The sequence below is a fragment of the Desulfosoma sp. genome, from assembly GCA_037481875.1.
Taxonomy (GTDB): domain Bacteria; phylum Desulfobacterota; class Syntrophobacteria; order Syntrophobacterales; family DSM-9756; genus Desulfosoma.
Map to the genome: position 1 here is coordinate 1 of JBBFKY010000011.1, position 20,281 is coordinate 20,281.

The 20,281-nt window shown below is 53.7% G+C and carries 21 protein-coding genes and 1 tRNA gene; 7 read left to right on the forward strand and 15 right to left on the reverse strand.

The window, feature by feature from the left end; all coding sequences use genetic code 11:
* On the reverse strand, nucleotides 1-838 hold an 838-nt coding region (locus WHS46_12785), incomplete at its 3' end, for an IS1380 family transposase (GenBank protein ID MEJ5349552.1).
* Nucleotides 839-958: 120 nt separating this feature from the next.
* On the opposite strand from WHS46_12785, the gene WHS46_12790 reads away from it, so the two are divergent.
* Complete coding sequence (locus WHS46_12790) at nucleotides 959-1,351, forward strand: hypothetical protein (GenBank protein MEJ5349553.1); 393 nt, start codon at nucleotides 959-961, stop codon at nucleotides 1,349-1,351.
* A gap of 122 nt (nucleotides 1,352-1,473) precedes the next feature.
* Here the strand turns inward: WHS46_12790 and WHS46_12795 are convergent, their stop codons facing one another.
* From WHS46_12795 to WHS46_12860, 14 genes are all read right to left on the reverse strand, one after another.
* Nucleotides 1,474-1,947, reverse strand: coding sequence for a TraR/DksA family transcriptional regulator (locus WHS46_12795; protein MEJ5349554.1), 474 nt, complete (start codon nucleotides 1,945-1,947; stop codon nucleotides 1,474-1,476).
* A complete protein-coding gene (gene phnL / locus WHS46_12800; GenBank protein ID MEJ5349555.1) occupies nucleotides 1,919-2,674 on the reverse strand; it encodes a phosphonate C-P lyase system protein PhnL in 756 nt (251 codons plus the stop codon). The genes WHS46_12795 and phnL overlap by 29 nt, the downstream gene beginning before the upstream one ends.
* A gap of 17 nt (nucleotides 2,675-2,691) precedes the next feature.
* Nucleotides 2,692-3,567, reverse strand: coding sequence for a phosphonate C-P lyase system protein PhnK (gene phnK / locus WHS46_12805; protein ID MEJ5349556.1), 876 nt, complete (start codon nucleotides 3,565-3,567; stop codon nucleotides 2,692-2,694).
* Nucleotides 3,568-3,585: 18 nt separating this feature from the next.
* The gene (locus tag WHS46_12810) at nucleotides 3,586-4,500 is read right to left on the reverse strand and encodes an alpha-D-ribose 1-methylphosphonate 5-phosphate C-P-lyase PhnJ (protein MEJ5349557.1); all 915 of its coding nucleotides are present in this window, start codon (nucleotides 4,498-4,500) and stop codon (nucleotides 3,586-3,588) included.
* Between the two features lie 10 nt (nucleotides 4,501-4,510).
* Nucleotides 4,511-5,632, reverse strand: coding sequence for a carbon-phosphorus lyase complex subunit PhnI (locus tag WHS46_12815; GenBank protein MEJ5349558.1), 1,122 nt, complete (start codon nucleotides 5,630-5,632; stop codon nucleotides 4,511-4,513).
* Entirely contained in the window at nucleotides 5,617-6,279 is a 663-nt protein-coding gene (gene phnH, locus WHS46_12820; protein MEJ5349559.1) for a phosphonate C-P lyase system protein PhnH, read from the reverse strand. The genes WHS46_12815 and phnH overlap by 16 nt, the downstream gene beginning before the upstream one ends.
* Complete coding sequence (gene phnG, locus WHS46_12825; protein MEJ5349560.1) at nucleotides 6,276-6,746, reverse strand: phosphonate C-P lyase system protein PhnG; 471 nt, start codon at nucleotides 6,744-6,746, stop codon at nucleotides 6,276-6,278. The genes phnH and phnG overlap by 4 nt, the downstream gene beginning before the upstream one ends.
* 11 nt (nucleotides 6,747-6,757) lie before the next feature.
* Nucleotides 6,758-7,729, reverse strand: a complete 972-nt coding sequence (gene phnE, locus WHS46_12830; GenBank protein MEJ5349561.1) for a phosphonate ABC transporter, permease protein PhnE — start codon at nucleotides 7,727-7,729, stop codon at nucleotides 6,758-6,760.
* 362 nt (nucleotides 7,730-8,091) lie between these two features.
* The gene (gene phnD / locus WHS46_12835; GenBank protein MEJ5349562.1) at nucleotides 8,092-8,982 is read right to left on the reverse strand and encodes a phosphonate ABC transporter substrate-binding protein; all 891 of its coding nucleotides are present in this window, start codon (nucleotides 8,980-8,982) and stop codon (nucleotides 8,092-8,094) included.
* Between the two features lie 40 nt (nucleotides 8,983-9,022).
* Nucleotides 9,023-9,853, reverse strand: coding sequence for a phosphonate ABC transporter ATP-binding protein (gene phnC / locus WHS46_12840; protein MEJ5349563.1), 831 nt, complete (start codon nucleotides 9,851-9,853; stop codon nucleotides 9,023-9,025).
* On the reverse strand, nucleotides 9,829-11,085 hold the full coding sequence (locus tag WHS46_12845; protein ID MEJ5349564.1) for an alpha-D-ribose 1-methylphosphonate 5-triphosphate diphosphatase: 1,257 nt from the start codon (nucleotides 11,083-11,085) through the stop codon (nucleotides 9,829-9,831). The genes phnC and WHS46_12845 overlap by 25 nt, the downstream gene beginning before the upstream one ends.
* Nucleotides 11,082-11,594, reverse strand: a complete 513-nt coding sequence (locus tag WHS46_12850) for a GNAT family N-acetyltransferase (GenBank protein MEJ5349565.1) — start codon at nucleotides 11,592-11,594, stop codon at nucleotides 11,082-11,084. Before WHS46_12850 ends, WHS46_12845 begins: the two co-directional genes overlap by 4 nt.
* A gap of 419 nt (nucleotides 11,595-12,013) precedes the next feature.
* Nucleotides 12,014-12,088 (reverse strand) — tRNA-Thr (locus tag WHS46_12855).
* A gap of 357 nt (nucleotides 12,089-12,445) precedes the next feature.
* A complete protein-coding gene (locus tag WHS46_12860) occupies nucleotides 12,446-12,829 on the reverse strand; it encodes a RidA family protein (GenBank protein ID MEJ5349566.1) in 384 nt (127 codons plus the stop codon).
* Between the two features lie 255 nt (nucleotides 12,830-13,084).
* Here WHS46_12860 and WHS46_12865 point away from each other — a divergent pair, with 255 nt between their 5' ends.
* From WHS46_12865 to WHS46_12890, 6 genes are read left to right on the forward strand one after another with little or no spacing between them, the layout of a single operon-like run.
* The gene (locus tag WHS46_12865) at nucleotides 13,085-14,281 is read left to right on the forward strand and encodes a glycosyltransferase (GenBank protein ID MEJ5349567.1); all 1,197 of its coding nucleotides are present in this window, start codon (nucleotides 13,085-13,087) and stop codon (nucleotides 14,279-14,281) included.
* The gene (locus WHS46_12870) at nucleotides 14,272-15,561 is read left to right on the forward strand and encodes a glycosyltransferase (GenBank protein ID MEJ5349568.1); all 1,290 of its coding nucleotides are present in this window, start codon (nucleotides 14,272-14,274) and stop codon (nucleotides 15,559-15,561) included. The genes WHS46_12865 and WHS46_12870 overlap by 10 nt, the downstream gene beginning before the upstream one ends.
* Nucleotides 15,558-16,676 (forward strand): glycosyltransferase family 4 protein, encoded by a 1,119-nt coding sequence (locus WHS46_12875; protein ID MEJ5349569.1) that lies wholly within the window; start codon nucleotides 15,558-15,560, stop codon nucleotides 16,674-16,676. The genes WHS46_12870 and WHS46_12875 overlap by 4 nt, the downstream gene beginning before the upstream one ends.
* A gap of 40 nt (nucleotides 16,677-16,716) precedes the next feature.
* Nucleotides 16,717-17,442, forward strand: a complete 726-nt coding sequence (locus tag WHS46_12880; protein MEJ5349570.1) for a metallophosphoesterase family protein — start codon at nucleotides 16,717-16,719, stop codon at nucleotides 17,440-17,442.
* 35 nt (nucleotides 17,443-17,477) lie between these two features.
* Nucleotides 17,478-18,824, forward strand: a complete 1,347-nt coding sequence (locus tag WHS46_12885; GenBank protein MEJ5349571.1) for a protein kinase — start codon at nucleotides 17,478-17,480, stop codon at nucleotides 18,822-18,824.
* Nucleotides 18,825-18,846: 22 nt separating this feature from the next.
* Nucleotides 18,847-20,256, forward strand: a complete 1,410-nt coding sequence (locus WHS46_12890; protein MEJ5349572.1) for a YihY/virulence factor BrkB family protein — start codon at nucleotides 18,847-18,849, stop codon at nucleotides 20,254-20,256.
* The last annotated feature ends 25 nt before the right edge of the window (nucleotides 20,257-20,281 follow it).

Sequence of the window (20,281 nt, forward strand, 5' to 3'; positions counted from 1 at the left end):
CTCCATAGTGTCGTGTCACCCATGTGCTGAGGATCGCCACTTTCTTGCCGGGCCGAGGCTCCGTCACACGGCCCTCCCTGAAGGCCCGATCACGCCAAGAAAGGCGGTCCGCCCCGCGTGGATTCCATTGGATGATGAAGTTCACATCAGGGTGTCGGCGAAGCTCCACAAGCGTTTCCACAGCATCGTGAGCCGAATCCGTTCGCACCAGAAGAGGCCTTCGAGTAACCTTACGAGCACGCACCACCATCTTGCACAGAAACCCCACAAATCCGTTCTGGGAATGCTGAGACCCCGGGCGAAGCTCTATGCCCAGACACCATCCCTCCTGGCCGAGATAGGCCGCAATCGGCGCGTATCCCTCATAGTTCTGGTACGTCCGCGACACCCCTTCTTTCTTTGTGTCGGAATTGTCCAGGCAAAAAACATCCAGGTCCAAAGCCACATCCCCTGTGGGAAGAGGCGTTACGGGAACCTTGGCCCTCTCAAGCAGTTCAACGCTAGCGGCGCCAGCAAGACGTTCGAAAACTCTCGCGTGCTTGTCGAAGCGCTGTCGCAGGGTTTCCTGAGAAGGGACCTTTTGGATGTCCAGAGCCTCTTTAAACCAGTCATCGCCGGAAACCCCCTCGGCGGCCTCAAAGTCGCTTTTCCCCAGACACAAAAGCCCCACATAGGTCTTGACCACGTCCGCATGAGAGATCGCCGGCCGTCCCGGAACTTCCTTTTCCAATCGTTGGCAGAGGTCTGTGCTGCCGTTAATCAAATGGCCCACAAGAACCAGGCCCGAGTGCCCGCTGTAAAAGGCCTTGGAAGATTGTTCAATCTCGATTTTTTTCATCAGCGCACCTGCCAGGTGAAATTGTGACAGGAGACCCTATAGCACAAAAGCGAATGACATTCAATACGATACATGAGGTATGATACTTTTATGTATAGAAACAATCTCACGGATTAAGGTATGTACTTACGAGAACACTGTTACAGTGAGGAATGGGGAAGATGGGTTCGAGCGCGTCGACCGTGGAGGGTCATGCAGTCGGTTCCGTGGAATGTTCAGTTATTGTGTCGCGAAGTGGGCGATCTGGGCGTCTTTTCGGAAATCATTGCGGCCATCGAAAAAAATGAGCGATCGGTGCCTATTCTTTTACGCCAATACCTTAAGCTCGGGGGCAAGGTTTTAGGCTTTAATCTAGACCCGAGTTTTTCCAATGTTCTCGATGCCTTGATTGTGGTGGACTTGGCCCAAGCGGAACCTGCCCTTCTTGAAAAAGCTATGGGACGGGATAACGCCCGTCGTTTACTGTCCCGTTACCAAAGTGAAAACCGACAGCTCTTGTCACGGTGCGCCTAGTGGCAGGGGGAGACATGGTTCGCTCCCATGAGGTCGAACTGGCTGTTCTCCCTGGAAGGATAGGGTTTGCGCTTGCTCATTGAGCAAGCTCCAGACCCGTTCTTCCGGGAAGGAAACCGTTTTCAACGGATGCACTCAGGGTAACGCCACTGAGTGGATACGGGATTTGCTGTTGAATCCAAGGGGTAGAAGCCAAGGCACGTCGAAGCACACGGCGTTGTGCTTTCAGTTTGCCGGCGGGATCGGTGGCGCTTTTCCAACATTTTTTGGCAGTCGATGCAAAGCCGTGCTGTAGGCTGAACGACCAGGCGCTCCGGGTTGATGGGATCACCACAGTTGTCGCAGAAACCGTAGTCGCCGTCTCGAAGCCGTTTGAGAGCGTTTTCCACTTCCCAGTACAGCTGCCGGTATCGATTACGTACTCGTTGCAGGGTTTCCCTTTGGTGTTCCAGAAGAGCCACATCAGCTTCGTCCATGGGTTCGCCGTGGCATGTGTGCTCCTCTTCAGCACCTCTCAGGGACTCCAAAGACCGGATCAAATTCTCTCGAGCACTGTGGAGCAAGGCTTCAAAACGTTTCTTGGTGAACAGATCCATGGAAACCTCCTTTGTTTTCTTCCTTTTGGGGTAAAGTTATGGAGTCTAGGGGGACAACACGATTCGCTGCTTCCCTTTGAACCAGCGGGTCGTGATAAACGCCAAGGATGGCCGCGCCTTTGTCCCGAGCCTCATGAATGAGCGAAAGGACGATTTCTCGGTTTCTTGGGTCCAAAGACGCCGTTGGTTCATCCAAAAGCAGAATGGGGTAGCCGCAGACAAAGACACGAGCGATATTCACACGCTGCTGCTCCCCTCCCGAAAAGGTGGTGGGAGAAAGTTTCCAGAGTTTGCGGGCAATACCCAGTCGGTCTAGAAGCATCGCGGCACGCTCCAGAGCCTCCTTTTCCGGAACACCTTGGCTGAGCAGAGGCTCCATCACCACATCGAGCGTGGATACTCTTGGAATAACGCGAAGAAATTGGCTCACATACCCGATGGCATGGCGACGAAGATGCAAAACGGTCCAGGGATCGGCTTCGGCCATGTCGATGACCTCGTTTCCATATCGAATAAAGACTCGACCTTTTTGCACGGCGTAGTTTCCGTAAACCATGCGCAAAAGGGTGCTCTTTCCGACACCTGAAGGGCCGTTGACGGCCACGCTTTCTCCCTGGAAAACCTGCAGATCCACGTCGGACAAAACTGAAAGGCGAACACCGCCCTGGGTATGCAGCGTAAAGGATTTTGTGGCTTTTTCTAAACGGATCATCCACGGACGTGACATGGAATTCCGGGCTCCCATCACGCTGTAAGGCGCGAAGCTACCAGCAGTTGGGTGTAAGGATGTTGCGGGTCGTCCAAGATGCGGTCCATGAGTCCTTGTTCCACGACCTGTCCACGCACCATGACCATGAGGCGGTGGGCCAGGACACGAGCCACCGCCAAGTCGTGGGTGACCATAACCACGGACAACTTCAACTCCCGAACAAGACGTCGCATCACATCGAGAAAACGGGCTTGAACGGACACATCCAAGCCACTTGTGGGCTCGTCGAGGAACACAATTCGTGGGTTCGAGGCCAAATTTTTCGCAATTTGGAGACGCTGTAACATGCCGCCTGAATAGGTCCCTGGAGGGTCGTCCACACGATCGACGTCCAACTCGACCCGTTCCATCCACCAGCAGGCTGTTCGGCGTAACTGGGAATAACGGCGCTCTCCTTCCGCCAAAAGCCGCTCCGAGATGTTTCCACCGGCGCTTACGTGCATGCGAAGACCTTCTTGAGGATTTTGGAACACTACGCCGATGGCGGTTCGAAGCAACCGTCGGCGTAAACTATTGTCGATTTGGTAGAGATCCAACCATTCTTGGTGATGCCGATAAAGAACCTGTCCCTTGGTGGGAACCTGGAGCCCGCACAGGCATCGAAGTAGCGTGCTTTTCCCCGAACCCGACTCCCCCACCACGGCTAACACCTCTCCGGGCATGACTTCCACATCCACGTCTTGACATCCAACTCGACCCCCATAAAGGTGTGTAAGATTCCGAGCTTGAAGAATCGGTTCGAAGTCGTGAATCTCGGGACGGCCGTCTCCGTTTATGGGTTTTTCTTTCTCTTCTGAAAACCTCATGGAAGCTTCAAAGGGGACACGTGATTTTTTTGCTTCAGATGCCATGAGCCCGTCCCTGGTCATTCAATTTCCTTTGGTTAACCGTGCGCTACGTTTTTGGCACGCGTCCGTGTCCGAACAAACCAAGATGCGGCTCCCTGCATCATCCACAATGATTTCATCAAGATAATGGTTCGTGGCTCCACAAACGGCGCATCGCTCGGTCCATCGTTCCAGCTGAAAAGGCACATCATCGAACTCTAAAGGTTGCACGTCCGTGTAAGGGGGTACGGCATAAATCCTTTTTTCTCGGCCGGCTCCGAACAATTGCAAAGCCGGCATTCGATGCATCTTGGGTGTGTCAAATTTGGGGATGGGCGACGGACTCATGACATACCGGCCCCGGACGAGGACAGGGTAGTCAAAAGCCACGCCGATGCGGCCTGTGCGAGCCACATCCTCGTAAAGTTTGACGTACATGAGGCCGTAGTCTTCGAGAGCATGCAAGATTCGGCATTCTTCTTCGCGTGGCTCCAAAAACCGAAAAGGTTCCGGAATGGGCACCTGATACACGAGAATTTGTCCTTCTCGCAGTGGTGTTTCTGGAATTCGATGCCGCGTCTGAATAATCGTCGCTTCTTCTGTCACGGTGGTGGTGCTGATACCGGTCGTTTTTTCAAAAAACCGCCGAATACTCACGGCGTTGGTGGTATCGTCCGCGCCTTGATCAATCACTTTCAGGATATCTTTTGGGCCGATGAGGGACGCCGTGATTTGGATGCCTCCCGTGCCCCAGCCGTAGGGCAAGGGCATTTCACGGCTGGCAAAAGGAATCTGATGGCCGGGAATGGCTACGGCCTTCAACATGGTCCTTCGAATCATTCGTTTTGTCATTTCATCCAAAAAAGCATAATTGTACCCAAGAAGCCCCTTCCACGGCCTTTTGGAGCGAGAGCCTTCGAAGGTTGTAGATTCGGGAAGTACGGCTGGAGTTTCCATGGCGACAATCCTAAGTTTTGGGAAGCTTTGGCTGTGGCTGTGAGACCTTCGAGGCGTGGCGGTTCGTTGCAGGGAAACCCCGCACGTGGCACAGTTCAGCCTGAAAATCCACGTAATGAGGTAATTTCAAGTGTTGCACAAACCCTGAAGCTTCCACGTTGTCTCCATGTCTTAGAACGAATTCTTCATCTTGCGCCGGGTAGCGCACTTCCTCGCCCAGTTCCCTAGCTCGAAGCGCTCGATCCACCAGGGCCATGGCCATGGCCTTTCTTTCATTGGCACCAAAAACCAGCCCATAGCCTTGGACGAAACCGGGAGAACCATTAGGAAGGTGATCGCAACGGTTGAGCATGACACATTCCGTGACCAAAATCTGCCCCACTTGAACACAAAAACCCACCTCAGGTAGCTCGACTTCGATGAGCACATAGCCCATGCGGATTTCTCCCACGAATGGATGGTTTTGAAAGCCGAACCCCCTCTGAGCCGAGTAGGCGATACCCACGAGAAAGCCTTCGTCGGCTCTGGCAAGGCTTTGCAGACGGGCGCTTCGCGGGGCTGGAAAACTCAAGGTTTCTTGCGTGATGTCTCTAGGGGCCTCCTCGGTGTTTGAGCTTTCTTCGACGAGCCCCTCTTTTCTAAGAAGGTCGGTAACTTTAGGAGTATGCGAGTCCGGCGGCTGACAATGTTTTGCCAAATACACGACATTTTCAGGAACGGCCTTGGGTTCCAGCAAAGAGAAATCCAAAAGTCGATGGGTGTAGTCGAACGTGGAGCCGAGAACCTGTCCGCCCGGCAAATCTTTGAAAGCAGCGGAGATGCGTCGAACAAATCGCATGGTGTTCGTTTCCACCGGCTCGGACGTGCCTAGCCGAGGCAAGGTGGTACGATAGGCTCGAAGCAGGAAAACCGCTTCCGTAAGGTCCCCTTGAGCCTGTTTGATGGCCAAAGCGGCAAGTTCTCGATCATACAAGGATCCTTCCGCAATCACTCTGTCCACGGCCAGACTCAGTTGTTCCTGAATCTGCTTGACCTCTATTTCAGGGATGCGAATATCCCCTCGCCGTTTTTCTGCAAGAAGGCGATGGGCGTTGGCGATGGCTCGTTCGCCTCCTTTTACCGCAACGTACATGAGACTCCTTTCGCCGGTGTTAGACAGACAGAACGAGGAATGCACACCAAGGAGTTTCCCTCGGTCAAGAAGAGGTCCACTCCTCGAGGATAAACGTGCTCCAACCCCAATCTCCATTCCCAAAAATGGAAAGGACACCCTTGAAGCGTGACTTTCGATGTCTCAGGAATGCCAGGACCCGAAAGCATAAACACAGATTCAGCTGAACTCGGTTCGGAAATGCTCATAGAAGAAACCTGCATAATGATGGATGCACCACGTTCGGGTTCCAGCTCGGTTCCGATGCAAAAGCGGTAAGGAGGCTTCAACTGCGAGGGTTGCGTGACAAGGATAAAGTCGGCCGATTCGGGATCGGGTACCATGGAAACGTGGCAAAATTGTTGAGCTGCCCGACAAGCCTCGTGATTCCTGGGGAGATCCATCCATAGGCGGACCGAGGAGTCTCCCAAGGTGAGCAGGATGACCCAGGCGGCCGGATTTATTCCATGAGGAACCGTGGGCGGTGCTTTCAAGGATGTGCGTCGTCCGGGATAGGCCATGGCATGGAGAATGGTTCGAAAGGCCTCTTGGCTTTCGAAAACGGGATCGGCAAAACCCATCGCAGCCCACGTTTGAGCCTTCCATTCAAAAGACGGTGTCGACATCATTCCCCTCGCACCATGGTCATGAAATCCACTCGTGTGGATGCCACACGAACGGCCTCACGTCGTTCGGCTTCGTGCCGGCGTTTTGCGAGCGGTTCCACCAGGGTTTCCATAAGATGGGAATTCTTCGAGGAATCTTGAAGCTCTGCATCAAGCACAGCGGCGATTTCCGCATGACGGGGACGTCGTCCGAGAATCATGGAGACGCCCACCGTGCCTTGTCTAAGGGCCACGACACATTTGGTCACGGTGACTTCGCCTAAGAAAAATCGGCCGTTGCGATTTTCCGTGCAAGCTTGCACCATGACCAGACCGGTATCCGGACCCTGAAGGATCGTGTAATCGGGCTTGTTAGGGTAGCGTTCCCAAAAAGCAAGGACGTCTTCCGAGTCCGCTTGAGCCAGGACGCTCATCCATCGACGGCGTTTTTCGATTCTATCTTTGGGGGGTACCAAAGGCGTTGGACCCATGAATCTTCCTTTTAGATAAATCGAGCTCGTATTTTAGAACAGAGAGTATCCAAGACCGTAACGCTCACAATCACCATAATCATCATGGTGGCGACGTCTCTGTACTGGTAGCTGTTGATCTTGTCGAACATGAGAAAGCCGATGCCTCCAGCGCCACAGAAACCAAGGATGGTGGCACTGCGCACGTTGGATTCGAATCGCAAAAGACTGTAGCTTACGATCAAGGGCATCACCTGAGGCAAAATGGCAAAGGACATCACCTGCAACGGGCCCGCTCCTGTTGCCGACACCGCTTCCACTTGACCCGGGTCCACTGCTTCAATGCCCTCACTGATGACTTTACCTATGATTCCAAAAGTATGAATGGCAAGAGCCATAATCCCGGCAAAGGGCCCGAGACCGATCACGGCGACAAAGACCAGGGCCATGACGAACTCGTTGAATCCCCGACAGAAGTCCAAAAGGCGGCGGGTCAAAAAAAGGCATAGGAAACGAAGTGTTCTGTACAAAAGGCCGTCTCCGGGAAAGAGGATTTCCAGGCCGTTTCGAGCCGCCAGAAAGGAAGCGGGAATAGCCCAAAGAACCGCAAGCAAAGTTCCCCAAATGGCAATGGCCACTGTTTCCACAAGAGATTTGAAATAGTCTTTGATGTTGGAAAGGTTTGTCTGAGGCGGAAAAAAACCGCCCCTTTTTTCTTCGAGAATGCGCCGGAACTCTTTCTCCACCCTGGCTAGGCGTTCCTGCTCAGGAAGCGAGGCCAACCGTTTTTCCGCCAGCATGAGAGCTTCTTGTTGCAAGGCCTCAGGAGACCTGGTCATGCCGGTTTTTTGACTGTCTTCCTTTAGGTCTTGAAGGGTTTCCTGAATCATCGTAATTCGAAGCATGCGCTCGGCCTGAGTCCTTGCCGCCTGCAGCTCCTCTTCGGTCAATGTGCGCCCGAAGAGGTATTTCCAAGCATTGTGCCGTTTTTCCCAAAGTTTCATCGGACTTATGCCTGTCCACACATAGGTGGTTCCCAGCACGACCAGGGTTAAAAGGATCGCTGCGCTCCGCTTGAATCCTTTCCACGAGAAAAAGAATAACGAAGCGGAGGAAAACGACGGGTTTTTGACATCCATGATGGAATTGGTCTCCGGGTTTTTCTTCCTCGACGCTGAAGAGCTAGAAGTTTGTTCGAAAGCTCTGGTAAAGCGGGTCCGGGCGATCTGAGTACGCACGGCTCTCTGGCTACCGTGGCTCTGCAATGCTCAAAGAAACCCTTATCTTGGAAGCGCGGGCATCCACGCCGTTCAGGTGGAGAAGACGCCCGCGCCGTCCGAGGAGAAATGGTTTTCGGCGCCTATGTCTAGGAAGCCTGCGCCAACTGCTTTTTGAGCTGGTTCAAATATCGAATGACGTCGTAGACCGTATCGTCAGAGGGGGCGTAGCCTCCTATCTGAAGCTTTTCCAAGCCGGCTTTGTCGGCGTTAAACATCATCAGAGCCCCGGTAAAGGCGGCTTTCAGACTTTCAGGGAGATCCTTTCTGGCACACATGGGGGATCCGGGAATGAGTTCGGATTTCCACAATACGGTAAAGTCGTCCCAAGAAACTTGGCCTTTTTCGCTCATTCGGTTGAGATCGATGGTATTGGTGGCGGCGACGTCAATGCTCCCGGTCTTCACTGCAAGAATGCTTGCTCCGTGGGATCCCGAGAACTTTACTTCTTTAAAGTATTGCTTGGGATCGACTTTGAGGTCTCGATAAAAAAGAAGGTTTGGAACGAGGTATCCCGAGGTGGAGTTGGGATCGGTGAAGGCGAAGACTTTTCCCTTGGCATCTTCAAGTTTTTCGATGCCGGAGCCCCTTTTAGCTATAATAACCCCATAATAACCGGGTTCGCCGGATGTGTCTTTTTCCATGGCTAGAGCGACGGCTCCGGCTTTTTCGGAAGCTTCCACGTAACTCTTAGGGCCGAGATAAGCGAAGTCGATGTGTTTATGGGCCATGGCTGTAATCACGCCGGCATAATCAGAGGCGCTTTGGGCTTCCACCTTAACACCAAGGGTTTTTTCCAAATGGGTGATCAACGGTTCGAAACGCTTGACGATGTCGGCACCGCCTTCTGTCGGTATCAGGCCGATCTTGATTGTTTTCGGCCACGTTCCAGGATCGGCGGCTGCCTGACCGGCATACAAAGACCCCACGAAAGCCATGAACGCAATGCTCAGAAGCCACAATTTTCTGAAAGTTTTCATGTGTTTCCTCCCTAGTTTTGATATGTTGATAAAAAGCTTTTCAGGCACAGGCTACGGCGCCTTCATTGGTAAGAGCGGATTTTCCGTGGTACACCTCAGTCACCGTTTCATTGGTCAAGAGGGTTGCGGGTCCATCGAACACGACGCGTCCTTGCCTCATGCCCAAGACCCTTTTGGCGTAGCGTTTTACAAATTCCAGATGATGGAGGTTCACGACGACGGGAATGCCTCTTTTTTCGTGGATTTCTCGAAGAAGACCCATGACCAGCGCGGCGCTTTTAGGGTCCAGACTGGCGATGGGTTCGTCGGCCAGAATGACATCCGGTTCCTGAGCCAGCACACGGGCGATGGCCACACGTTGCTGTTGACCTCCGGAGAGGTGGCTGGCTCTTTGAAAAGCCAAATCCGCGATGCCCACTTCGGCCAAGCAATGAAGCGCGTATTCTTTTTCTTTCTTCGAAAAGAATCGTCCCAAGGAAAGAGTGTGAAGGACCGGTGAGGTTTGAAAACGCAAGCGGCCGGCAAGCACGTTTTCCAAAACGGAAAGACGAGGAACCAGATGAAACTGCTGAAAAATCATGCCGACTTTTTGCCGAACCCTCTGCAAGGCACCACCGGAGACGTCGGTAATATCTTCTCCCAGAAGCATGATGCGCCCGGATGTGGGTTTCAGCAGTCTGTTGAGGCATCGCAGCAGAGTGGATTTTCCCGCCCCGGAACAGCCGATAATCACGAGAAAATCGTCGTCGCGCAGATCAAAAGAGACCCCGTCGACCGCGAGGGTTCCTGAAGGGTATCGTTTGACTAAATCCTGAACGCGAAGCACAGGTTCCGCTCTGAGAGGCCCTAAAAGAGAGGCTGCATTCTCCATGATGATGACTCCTTGTCTTGAATGATGACGTTTTTTTGGCTCGTATCTTGACGCCAAAGGCATCCATGAGAAGATGGGCGGCTTTCATAAACAAGCCTTCCGCCGACCCAAAGTTGGGAGGGACGCACCCATGGAGATGCAATGTTCACGACGGCGAGATCGGCGGAAAAACCCGGCTTAAGGGCTCCGAAGACATCGAAATGTTTTAACAACCGTGCTGGGTTTGAGGTCACGTGAGTCAGAGCCGACTCTAGTGGAATGCAACCCAGGTGAGCCAGGATAAAGGGGGCTTGGATCAGACATTCCGGATAGTAATCGCTGACGAGAATATCCGTCAGTCCTTGAGAGACGGCTTTGCGGGCGCTCAGATTGTTGTTCGACGAGGATCCTCGCACAACGTTCGGGGCTCCCATAAGCACGGCCATGTTTCGACGACGAGCCTCCTCGGCCGCATCCAAGGAAATGGGAAATTCACAGCCGACGGCTCCCAGGCTGTGAACAAGAGATACCTTTTCGCGGTTGTCATCGTCATGGCTTAGAAGCGGCACACCGCAACGACGTATCGTTTCGGTCAGTTGCAGAACGTCATGCCAGGCCCGATCCCTTCTGTGGATTTTTGAAGCAGCCATGGCCGCGGTCTGCGAAGAGGTGAGTTTGTACGTGCCGGCATAATACCGGTGGTAGGCCTCATAAGTGCGGAATTGTCCTTGGCCCGGTGTGTGGTCCATGATGGAAGCCACATCCACGTAACCGCATTCCAAAAGCTCTTCGAAAATGGCTCGAGCCTTCTCGGAACCCACCTCAAACCGAGCGTGCACAAGATGTCGGACGGAGGCTTCGCCGGATGCGCTGAAGGCCTTGATCCTTCGGACCGTTTCGGCGGCCTTGTGCGGAGACCGAAGCCCCAACTCATTGTCGGCAAAGCTTACGGCATGACAGAAAGTGCTGATCCCGCAGGCCGCCAGTCTTCGATCCAGGGCTTCCATAGCAAATCCCGGATCAAAATCCACGCCGGGACGCATCTCGATGCATTTTTCCAAGACATCCGAATGAAGATCCACCAAGCCTGGGAGAATAAGGGCTCCGCGGACGTCGATGGAATGGACTTTCTCGGTAGGAATGGTCCCCGAGGACCTTACTTCCAGAATGCCGGTTTCATCAAAGATTACGGCCCCTTGTTCATGAAGCCGTTCACCGTCGAACACGGGACCACCGAAGAGACAGATTTTCATAGGCTGTCTCCTGAACTCTTCAAGGTCGACTGTCGAGTCTCTTTCGGGGCTTCGCTTGCCCCTTGAAAAAAATCCAGGCGGTAGACCCACGAGTCAGCCTTGCGAAACCCCGCTTTTTCGTAAAACCCGCGTTGGGCACTGAGACGGTTTTGGCTGGTGAGCACTTCAAGTCGGACCGACCCACAGGTGCGAGCGTGTTCCAGGGCATGGGCAATGAGAGTGTGACCGATACCTTGGCCGCGCCAATCCTGGTGCACGACAAGTTCCTCGATGGAGACCTGCAGTCCCCCAAGGCGCAGGCAGGTGGTGGTGCGAAGGGTCATCATACCCACCACCTGGCCGTTAGGCTTCCAAACGGCGAGAAGACAGCGGTATTCTGAATTCTGGAGAAGAGAAGGCAGAGCCTGGCGCACTTTTTCCAAGGGCGTCGAATATCCCAAATGAGAGAGAAGCTCATGGATAAAGGGAAAATCGGTCGATTCGGCCTGTCGAACCATAATGTTGCTCACGGTTTTGTTTCCCGGTTTCTACTCGTTTGTACGTCGGTTGGTGTTCACTCCATCGTTCGCTTCTGAAAACCGCGGCCATTAAAAAACCCTTTGTGTGACACGAACATGACCCTGGTGTTAAGAATTGATGACAGGATCGGCGATAAAAGCGGAATGTCCTGATTCGCGGAAATCTCGAGGTCTTTCGGGGTCACCGGCGGCGATACCTTGGGCGGAACATGAACCGGTGGATCCCCGGGTGGCCGCGGGCGAAATTTGGCCAGAGGTCGAAGGATCACTTGGGGCCTCTTTGACCCCCGACAACCAGAGCTCCAACGAACCCGTGCCTCAAATTGGGGCCTAACCCGGGACGTTTTGGGCCCTGGCTGAGACACTAAACAAAAAGGGGTTAGGCCGTAAGACCTAACCCCTTGATTTTCTGGAGCCGGCGATGGGATTCGAACCCGCGACCTGCTGATTACGAATCAGCTGCTCTACCCCTGAGCTACGCCGGCCTGAGAAGCGGCAAGCCTTATAGCACGCGGGTTTTTGGACGGTCAAGGTCAATCTCAAGGAGTCCAAAGGACTTGCCATGCTTCAAGACAAAAGCGTGGAACCCCAAAAAAGTTTTCGGAAAAGGCCCTTTCCTTTGAAGCGCACGCGTCGTGGGTGCCCAAAAAGCGGCCCGAAGGCCGCCGCTTCAAAATAAAACCGTCGTATTGAGACGTAAGGACTCGGCGCGTCCTGTCCCTGCCTTTTGACATGACACTGGCTGGAATGGCTCCCTGAGGATTTCCGAAAAGCCTCGCGGGGGTCCGCTCCAAAACGGACGTTGCTTTTGAGGCGACAGAAGCGTCAGGCTGATGGTCCCCTCAGGTTTTGAAAGCCACACATTTCATTTCAATATGGGCGCCTCGAGGCAGAGCGCTCACTTGCACTACGGCGCGAGCCGGCTTGTGGTTTCCAAAAGCTTGTTCGTAGATGGTGTTAAAGGTTTGAAAGTTGGCGAGATCGGTCAAGAAGACATCCACCGCCACCACATTGTTCATGACATACCCTGCGGCTTCCAGAACCTTTTCCACATTGTGCAGCACTTGGCGAGCCTGAAGGTCAAAGGCGCCTTCCACCAGCCGCCCCGTTTCGGGATCTAACGGAATTTGGCCGCTTACAAAAAGCCAGGGGCCGGCTTGGACGGCTTGACTGTAAGGGCCGATGGCCGCAGGGGCTTTTTCTGTGTGCACGAAATGCAAAGACATGGTTTGTTCTCCCCGCATTCTTGAGAAGAGCCGCAAAAAAGGTCTTAGGGCCCACGGGCCCCGGCACACTTTGAGATTCTTTAGACTTGAATCGGTACCGGCTTCATCCAGTCGGCAGCCCTTGTAACATCTGAAAAGACGGTTGCCAAGGTGGTTTCGTGCCTTTAAGATGTCTTCCAGGGATTTGGAAAGACGTCGAAATCTTGGGAACCAAAGCCAAAGGAGCATGACGAGGGACGAGTGGCTTCCTTGCCTGTGAAAAAAATCCTCATGTACAGCCATGACACCTTCGGTTTGGGCCATATTCGTCGGACCCTGGCCATCGCACGAAGCCTGCGCAAAGTTCCCGCCACTGTCCTGATTCTGACCGGCTCGCCTCTCGTGGGACGTTTCAAAATTCCTCGCAGAGTCGATTTTGTGCGTATTCCCGGAATGATCAAGGTGACCAACGAAGAGTATCTTCCTCTTTCCATGAAACTCGAGGCCACGGAAGTTCTGGAGATTCGAAAAAACATCATCTTAAGTGCCGCCCAGGCTTTTCGCCCCGATTTTTTCATTGTGGACAAGGCGCCTCTGGGCTTGAAACGCGAAGTCGTGGACACTTTGCACTGGATACGAGACGCTCTCCCTTTCTGTACCACCATCTTAGGCTTGCGTGACATCATGGATGAGGCCCAGGCGACCATCGAAGACTGGCAAAGCAAGGGCATCTATGAAGCCATGGAAGCCCTCTACGATGAAATCTGGGTCTACGGTGATCGATCCCTTTACGATGCCGTCAGGGAATACCGCATTCCAGAGCTCACGGCCCGCAAGGTTATCTTTACCGGCTACATTCCCCGGCACGTTCCGTCGGCTTTGGAAGTGAAACAGATGCGGCGTGAATTGGGCCTAAACGAGAACCACCAAATGGTGCTTATGACCACGGGAGGCGGCGGCGACGGCTATCCAGTCGTGAACACCTTTCTGAGAGCCTTTGAGGAGCATGAGCCGCCTCAAACCATGAAAGCCGTGATGGTCACCGGGCCTTTTCTTTGCCCTACCCATTTCAAGGAAGTGGCCAGACGCTGTGAAAGCCTCGGATTTAAGCTCTTTCGGTTTCATCGGTTCATGGAAAGCCTCATCGGCGCCGCTGACGTGGTCGTGAGTATGGGCGGTTACAATACGGTCTGTGAAATCATCAGCCAAAAAAAACCGTTTCTCATTATTCCTCGAACCGTTCCGAGACAAGAGCAGCTTATTCGAGCAGAAGTTTTATGTCGTCGCGGTTTTTGTGAATATTTACATCCGGAACATCTAAGCCCTACAGCTGTTTACCAAAAGGTGATCCAGCTCCTGACCAACGGCACGGGCATTTCCGCCAAAGCTTCGGAATTTCCCTTTACGGCTCTGGAAGTTATTCGGGCACGGGTTTCGGAATGCGACAAAGGGGCTCGAGTCCAATGGGCATGAAGGTTACGGGGAAAATGAAAGCCCCGGTTTTGGGCATGGTGCTCAAGGGATATCCTCGCATTTCCGAATCCTTTATCAGCCAGGAAATCGCCCTCTTGGAATCCATGGGCCTGCCCATTGAAATCTATTCTCTGCGCCGGCCTCGAGAGGCCTTCACCCATGAAAGTGTACGCCGCATACGTGCTTCGGTGACCTATCTTCCAGAATACGTGTTACCTCACCTTCGAGCTGTTTTTGAGCCGAATCTGCGCCTATGGGTACGTTTGGGTACACGTTACGTTGGAGCCTTTCGAGAGGCTCTGCGGCGTGCCGTGGACCGACGCACCACCGCCACCCTTCGCCACTTTTTTCAAGCCGGCTACCTGGCATGGCATCGATTGATGGAACGTCCCGTCCGGCATCTGCATGCCCATTTTTGCCATACGCCCACATCGGTAGCCTTTTTTGCTTCCCGTTTGACTGGGCTGCCTTATAGTTTTACGGCTCACGCCAAGGACATTTACACGTCGGACCCAGACCAACTGCGCCGTAAGATGGAACGAGCTCGGTTCGTGGTCACCTGTACGGCGTTCAATGCCCGTTATCTAAAATCCCTTTTGGAAGCGGGTGAACCCGAGGACCCTAGGTCGTTTTCCTTGATTCCCATTCACACCGTTTACCACGGGATCGATCTTCAATTCTTCACCTACGGCACAGAGCCTTGGCCGGCCCCTCCGTATCGCATTCTATCCGTCGGCAGACTGGTGCCAAAGAAAGGCTACGATGATCTTCTACAGGCTCTGAAAATCCTGGAAACCCTTGGGGTGGATTTTCATTTCGATCACATCGGTTCGGGAGAGGAAAAAGACAAAATTCATGCCCTGGCCCGCCGTTTAGGCCTTGGGCCTCGTGTTACCTTTCATGGTACATTGCCGCACGAAAAGGTCATCGGGTTCTATCGTCGCTCCCATGTCTTTGTCCTGGCTTGTAAAACCGCCCCTAACGGCGATCGGGACGGCATTCCCAACGTCTTGGTGGAAGCCATGGCTGTGGGACTGCCTGTGGTGAGCACTCGGCATGCGGCTGTTCCAGAACTGGTGGAAGATGGTGTGAGCGGCATTCTCGTGCCCCCGGCATCTCCCGCAGCTCTGGCCGCGGCCCTCAAGAGTGTGCTGGAAGCCGGTGCATCTCTGGATTCCCTAAGACAGGCCGCTCGAAGGACCGTGGAAACCCGCTTTGACAGTCGGCGATGCATTCACCAGCTTCATGAATTGTTACGGAAGGCCGTCGGAAATCCTTGAGAATCGCTTTCTATTGCCCTAACAAGCCTTTGGAACATCCGGACCCTTCCGGCGATCAGACCATCGCCCAGGGGCTTGTGCGGGCATTGGAGCTTTCCGGTCATGCGTGCCGGGAAATGAGCACGTTTCGAGCCCGCTGGTTTTGGAGGCAAAGGAATGGCTGGGTTCGGGCCGCCCAAGGGGTTGTGCAGGCGTTTCGTCGCGCCATGGCATGGCGTCCCCAACTCTGGCTGACCTACCATACCTACTACAAGGCTCCGGATGTCATCGGCCCGTGGCTTTCGCGGCTTCTCCGGATTCCCTATGTTCTTTTTCAGCCCATGTACAGTACGAAACACCGAAGGAATCCAAAAACTCGAACGGGGTTTTATTTAAACCGATGGGCTTTAAGACGGGCTCATCTGGCTGTGATCAACAATCGAATGGATCGTGCTGCTCTGGAGCGGATTGTTCCTTCAAACCTTCTTGTGTATTTGGCGCCGGGTATTTTCCCGGAAATGTTTCGTCACTGCGATGAGGCGCGTAGATCCCTTCGGACTCGCTATGGTTTCGCCGACCGTCAGCCCGTGATGCTTACGGTGGCTAGATTTCGGCCCGGAGCCAAGAGGAAGAGTCTTCACTTTCTTTTTCATGCCTTGTCCCGAATTGGGAATAGCGCTCTGCCTTGGTGTCTTCTGGTGGTGGGGGATGGTCCTTTGGAAGCGGAGATGCGCCGAACGGCCACCAATCGTCTGGGACGACGAGTCATTTTTGCGGGCCGTGTGGCGCGCCGCGAACTTTATGCTTACTACAGTTCGGCAGACCTCTTTGTGTTTCCAGGAATCAAAGAATCCCTGGGCATGGTTTACTTGGAAGCTCAGGCGTGCGGTCTTCCGATCGTGGCTTTGCATGAAGGCGGAGTGGACCAGGTGATGCTCGACGGCCTCACGGGCCTCCTGATTGCCCACAAAGACACCAAGGCCTATGCCGAAGCTGTTAGAGATCTTCTTGAAGATGAAAAGCGACGCCTCTCTTTGGGGCGAGAAGCCACTCACTTCGTCAACGCGCATCGGAACTTGCATCGGCAGGTTCGGTATCTGTCCGGCCTTCTGGAATCCGTGGCCGTGAAGTCGTGAAGTCGTGAAGGTGGGTTAGAGGGTCTATCTAGGAAGGGCTATGAAAGTCGCCGTTCTTTCGGACATTCACGGAAATTTGGAAGCTTTTGAGGAAGTGCTGCGGGACTTTGAAGACACTCAGCCCGATCGGGTCGTATGTCTCGGAGACGCCGTAGGCTATGGTCCCGATCCGGAAGCCGTTGTACGCCTTCTTCAGTCTCACCATATTCCCAGTGTTTTAGGAAATCACGAATGGGCCCTTTTGCATCCGGCGCACCTGGACTGGTTTAATTCATCGGCTCGAAGGTCCTTGGAATTGACCCGGGAACTGCTCAGCTTAGAAGCGCTTCGAACTGTGACATCGTGGCCGACGACGCGACGTGTGCATGATGCCTTGTGTGTTCATGGGTGTCCTCCGGATTCGGTCACTCGATACCTCTTTGAGGTGTCGACTGAAGAAATTCCTGTGCTTTTTTCCCTCTATGAAGATCCCGTATGTTTCGTTGGGCATACGCACCTATTGCATTGGGTGCGATGGGATGGAACCCGGGCGGTTTTCGGCCGGTTTCAAAACGATGAGCTGAAGTTGGACCCGTCGGCGCGCTACATCATCAATGTGGGCAGTGTGGGGCAACCTCGTGACGGAGACAACCGGGCCAAGTACGTCCTATGGGACACCGCGACTGAGACGGTTTTCGTACGTCGGGTCTCCTACGAAATTTCCAAGACAGTGCAAAAGATTCTCTCCTTGGGGTTTCCACGTTTCAACGCTGATCGGCTTTGGTGATTTTTTTCGACGTGTTGAACAGACAAGGGGTTTTCGTGCGGACCATCGGTCGGTATCAGATTTTGGGGCTGTTGGGCCGAGGGGGCATGGGACGAGTGTATCGTGTGTGCGATTTTGAAACGTCACAAATCTTCGCGCTGAAAATCATGGATCCTCATCCCCATCTGCTAACGCTTCTGGGGGAAAACCAAGTACGACATCTCTTTGTCTTGGAAGCATCGGTCATGGAAAGGATACACGATCCTCATGTGGCGCGTATCCTGGACCAGGGCGTGCACAACGGTCGGCCTTTTTTTGTCATGGAATACCATTGCCGTCTCTTGGCGGACCTTATTGGGGAAGACGCCGTGCTGGAACAGCCCACTCGTCCCCTGCCCGCTCGAGATGCTTTTAGGTTCATGGAAGAGATCCTTGCGGGCCTTGAAGCCATGCATCGCATGGGAGTGGTGCATCGGGATTTGAAACCGGCCAACGTGCTGCTCACGGAGGAAGGTTCGGTCAAGATCATCGATTTCGGCTTGTCCAAAATACCTGGCGCATCCTTTCCAAGACCAAAGCAACTCGTTGTGGGAACACCTTACTATGCCGCACCCGAGCAAGAACGAAACCCTGATGAAGCGACACCGGCTTCGGACCTATACAGTGCCGCGGTTCTCTTTTTTCGGCTTCTTACGGGATGGCTTCCTTCCGAGCCGTCGTTTTTGGTCTTGACCCATCCCTTTAATGAAACGGCTTGGAAAGAGTTTTTTCGCAAAGCCTTGGCGGCCGCGCCCGCACGACGCTACCAAAGTGTTCGTGGCATGAGGCAAGCCCTCAAAGCCCTTCAGAAAAACTTTGACACTTCCCTGGATCGAGCTTGTCGGCTCTGGCACGAAGAAGCGCCGCAAAGGTCGGACAAAGTTCGGTGTCGTCGTGAGCCCGTCAAGGTGCGCAGAAAAAACGCCCGGGATGTTTTCGATCTGGATGTCTTGTGGCGCCCGCGTCGCGAAACGGTCAATACCTGGACCATCTTTGAAGATTGTCTTTATGACGCCACAACAGGATTATGGTGGCAACGCGATGGTTCCGGACAAAGGATGTCGTGGCCTGAAGCCAAGCTTTACACGCAGGACCTGTGCCGTGCGAGCTTTTGCGGTCGCTCGGATTGGCGTCTTCCCACGGTTTCCGAAGCCGCCAGCATTCTCAAAAGACCTCGCTACCCGGAAACATTTTGCCTGGAACCGGTTTTTTCTCGGCGCGTGCAGCGTTTCTGGACCGCGGACCGGTGTTCCTATCGATCGGCCTGGCATGCAAGTTCTGAATTGGGCTATGTTGGAGTGCAGGATTTTTCCTGCCGCATGCATGTGCGTGCCGTGGCCGGGCCGGCGACGGGGCCCGTGTAATGTTTGAAAAGAGGAGAAGGCCATGTCCTTCGGCTGGAGAGATAGGCTCAGAGCTTATCTTTTTGCCACCGAGCGTCCTTCCGAAACCTCATTAAGAGAAAAGGTTCGCTCTGCAAGCCGTGTGTTGTACCTGAGCCTCTGGAAGTTCAATCGGGATTTTTGCTTTGATCGAGCGGCAAGCTTGGCCTTTGCCACCATTCTGTCTTTGATCCCTTTTGCCGTTCTTTTCTTGAGCTTTGTGGGACTTCTGGGGGGTGGGGAGCGGATCATGCACTTTGTGCAAGAAAAGATCCTTCCCGCCGTTGTTCCCGAATTCCAAGAGCAGGTCGTAGAGTGGTTGGAAAGTTACATCTCGCCTACCGTGTTTAAGGCGGGTCCGGCCGGCCTCATCAACTTGGCGGCACTGCTGGGCTTGATCATGGGAGCCCTCAACATTTTGATCACCGCAGAAAGGGTTTTCAACAACATCTGGAGGGTTAAAGGATCCCGCCATTACTTTCAAAAGGTGACGGCCTTTTGGGTCCTGTTGACCTCCAGTCCCTTTGTTATCTTGGCCTCCATGTGGATCGGCAATGTTCTGGTCCCCCACGGCGGGGCCGTCGACTCTTTTTTGCAAAGGCATATCCTAGCCCGTAGCCTCTACAGTGTGTGCGCTCCTGTTCTGGTGGAAACCATTTGTTTTGCCCTGATCTATTTGTACCTGCCCTCGGCGCGCGTGCGGTTTCGAAACGCGGTGATTGCCGGGTTCTGTGCCGCCGTTTTGTGGGAATTATCCAAAAAGGGTTTTTATCTCTACGTGGGCCAAGCCGGAGGCATGACCAACTTTTATCGCAACTTGGCAGCGGTTCCCTTGTTTTTCGTTTGGCTTTTTCTCACATGGATCATCATTTTGTGGGGAGGGCAGTTGAACTACGCCATGCAAAACACAAAAGCCCTCAGCATGGAACAAGAACAAGGGGATGCACCTCATCGGTATTCCAAGGTATTCTTAGGATTTTTTGTTCTATTTCGCACCTATGAGAGCTTTTTGAAAGGCCGTGAACCTTTCAAACTGGAAACGCTGGCCGACGAGGTCGGGGTTCCTCAAGAGACGCTTCTGGAAATCGCTGAGTTTTTTGTGGAACACCGCATCCTGCTGGAGGACGCTCGGCTGGAGGGGCGGTATGCCCTGGCGAAGCATCCGTCCCACATCCTGTTGGATGATCTGGCTCGACGCCTTCATGAAAAAGAGTTTCCCGGTGAGGTCTTCTTGCTGAACCTTGACGCAAGGGATCGTTCAAAGACCCTCGGTGACACGGATGCAGTTCTCCATGGAACACAAGAACTACTCAGGACAGCCCTGAGCGGCTACTTTTTGCCTTTTTCGGGGAAGACCCTTGAGGATCTTCGGCAAGATATCGGGCGGCCGAGCCTTGAGGCCGTGAAATCGTGAAGGCGGGAAGGCGGGAAGTGGAAAG